We start from the raw sequence: 2,621 nt of genomic DNA, 5'->3' as shown, positions 1-2,621 counted from the left end.
GACCGGTCCAGGGCCAGCCACAGGGCCAGGGCGCGCAGGGCGGCGGTCTTGCCCTGGTTGGACAGACCGGTGACGAGCAGGTGGCGCTGATACACGCTCAGTTCAGCGGCGTCCCCGCGCAGGTCCTGTCCCCACGGGGCGCGGCCGGTCTTGTAGTTCGCGGTCAGCGTCTCGTCGGTGACCAGCGGGGACGGGCCGATCGGCTCGTCCAGAGCGCCGGAGTCGGCGATCCACAGCCGCACCGTGCGGGCGGCCTGGGGGAGGGTGATGAACACTTCGTGTTCGTGCCGGGTCAGGTTCTCGGCAAGCTTCCGGCGCCGCTTCTGTACTTCGTCTGTCGCCACCCCCGAGGGCAGGGTGACGTCCACCTCGACACCGCACCCGGCAATCGTGATGGGACCCAGCATGGACGCGCCGGCGTCGCCCATCTCCTTGATGGCACGGCCCAGGGCGGGCACCCCGAGGTCGCGCAACGCCTTGACGACGATGGACGGGGTGATCGGCTCCCCCTCGCTCGATCGCACGTTCGCGGGCAGGGCCCATGCGGGTGCGGCCTGCCGTTTGCGGCCGACGGACCACAGGGCGAGCAGGGCGAGGAACGGGCCGATCGAGATCAGCGGTCCCCAGACGACCTGAACGATGCGCATGAGCAGGGCGATGAAGTCGACCGTTGCGGACAGCGGGGTGATGACGTCGCCGGCGTCGCCGGTGCTGATGGCCATGACGATGCCGAGGGCGACCAGGGCCCCGATGCTCATGCCCGCGCCGACGGCTACGCCCTTGGCGGCGTCCACGGGGGAGTGCAACAGGTCCATGCGGCGGTGGTGGCGGGCGGCGCGGAAGCGCTGAAGGCGCTCCTCCCACTCCTCTGCCGCTTCCAGGTTCCCGGCGGCTTCCGCCGCGCGGATCATCCGCTCGTAGCGGGAGCCGGTGCGGCCGTCCCAGGTTCGGCGGGCCACGATCCGCCCACCGTTGAACGTGTAGAGGCCGTGCCGGACCACCGAACGGCCAGCGGCCCGGGTGTGCTCGTGCGTGACGGCGGTCTTCACGGCGCGGCCGGAGCGGACCCACAGGGGCACCGGCGGAGCGGGCGGGGCGTCGGGCACCACGGTGAGGGTGGTCACGGTCGCTGTATCGGCGGTGGGCGGGTCGGTGTGCTTGTGGAGGTGAACGACGTTCTCAGTCATGCTGGGAGTGCTCCTGACTGCCCCCTCGGGGGCGGGAGTGAGGGAATGAGCCGGGGTGGCCGTGTCCGTGGAAAGAGGCGGCCACCCCGGTACCGACATGGCTGGTCACCACCAGCCGGACGACTTCTTGGCGGCCTTGGTGCGGGCGGTCTCGGTGACGATGCGCTGCCGCTCGCCGTGCAGGGCGGACAGTTCCGCGGTCAGCCGCGTCTCAGCGGCCGACTCGGTGGACTCGATTCGCTCTTCCGCGCGGCCGGTGCTGCGGCCTCGGACGACGCGGTAGGCGCCGCCGGTGACGGCGCGGGCCATGGCGCGGCGCTCGCGGCCGTTCAACGGCCACAGCTCACCGCGCCGCACCGCTTCCAGCTTCTTTGTGGTCACCCGGATCTCACGGTCCAGGCGACGCAGGTCGGCATTGCTCATGGTCGGCTACTCCTCAAGGGTTCGGGATGGTCAGGCGGCGGCGCGGGCGGGGAGGGCGGCGGGCGCGAGGAAGCGGAGCGCGGCGGTGGCCTGTTGGGGGACCACGCCGTTGCCCAGCGCTTTGAGCTGTGCGGAGCGGGACAGGCCGGGGACGGCGGTGACGTGTCCGGCGGGCAGGCCCATGAGCCATTCGACGAAGGCGGGGCTCAGCCGTCCCAGAGCGTCAACTGGCCCGGGGGCGGGGCGCTGGAGGACCGTTTCCCACCGCGTGACCGCTTCGGCGTACTCGCCCCATTCGACGGCTCCGCCGGGAACGTGCTCACCGCCGTCTCGGGCAGGTTCGCCCTGCCCGACCGGACCCGCCGGTCCGTCGCTTCCGTGCGCGAGACCGCGCCCTTCGTGCCGTCCGTGGCCCTCGGGGTCGGCAGGAGCGAGCCCATCTCGGCGGCCAGGCTCTTGCCGTGCGTGCCCGCTTCCTGCGAGGGGCTGCGTTTGGTCTGCCGGTTCTCGTTCTCCGACGCGCGCGGGGTGGGCAGCAGCGAGACGACGTGCCGCAGATTCATCCCGCCCTGCGCCGCGTGCCCGGCTCCGGTGTTCTCCGAGGTCGACGGGGTCGGCAGCAGCAAGCCGACGGCGGTCGGAAGCTGCCCGCGCTGCCCACCACCCTTGAAGTCCCGTGCCGCCGGAGTCGGCAGGCCAGGCGAGGACGAACAGCCGTTTGCGCTGGTGAGCCGCTCCCACGTCAGATGCGCGAAGAGTGCACCACCGCGCATCGAACCCGAGGGCGGCAAGGTCTCCAAGCACGGTGTCGAATCCGAGAGAAAGGTGCCCTGCGACGTTCTCAAACACCGCGAGACGGGGTCGTAGAACCCCAAGGGCACGGGCGATGTCGGGCCAGATGTGCCGCTCATCAGCGGTCCCCTTCCTCTTGCCGGCGGAACTGAACGGCTGGCACGGATAGCCGCCGCACACCACATCGACCGGCCCGACGCGCGCGAAGTCGACGGCGGT

Annotated in this window: 3 protein-coding genes and 2 pseudogenes; all 5 read right to left on the bottom strand. The window is 71.6% G+C overall.

From position 1 onward, the window contains the following. Positions 1-1,187, bottom strand: a pseudogene (locus tag B9S61_RS36370) (ATP-binding protein); the annotation flags it as partial. Between the two features lie 105 nt (positions 1,188-1,292). Continuing rightward, a complete protein-coding gene (locus tag B9S61_RS36365) occupies positions 1,293-1,610 on the bottom strand; it encodes a hypothetical protein (protein WP_103545993.1) in 318 nt (105 codons plus the stop codon). 30 nt (positions 1,611-1,640) lie between these two features. Then, positions 1,641-1,793: a hypothetical protein gene (locus B9S61_RS43015; protein WP_258040047.1), complete on the bottom strand. Its 153-nt coding sequence runs from the start codon at positions 1,791-1,793 to the stop codon at positions 1,641-1,643. A 23-nt stretch (positions 1,794-1,816) separates the two neighbouring features. Then, entirely contained in the window at positions 1,817-2,383 is a 567-nt protein-coding gene (locus B9S61_RS43010; RefSeq protein ID WP_258040046.1) for a hypothetical protein, read from the bottom strand. Next, positions 2,367-2,582 (bottom strand): annotated as a pseudogene (locus tag B9S61_RS43005) (DNA cytosine methyltransferase); the annotation flags it as partial. The pseudogene B9S61_RS43005 and the gene B9S61_RS43010, both read right to left, overlap by 17 nt. Positions 2,583-2,621: the final 39 nt, after the last annotated feature.

It is taken from the genome of Streptomyces sp. SM1, assembly GCF_002910825.1.
Classification (GTDB): domain Bacteria; phylum Actinomycetota; class Actinomycetes; order Streptomycetales; family Streptomycetaceae; genus Streptomyces; species Streptomyces okerensis.
This window is presented reverse-complemented; position numbering and strand designations above follow the sequence as displayed.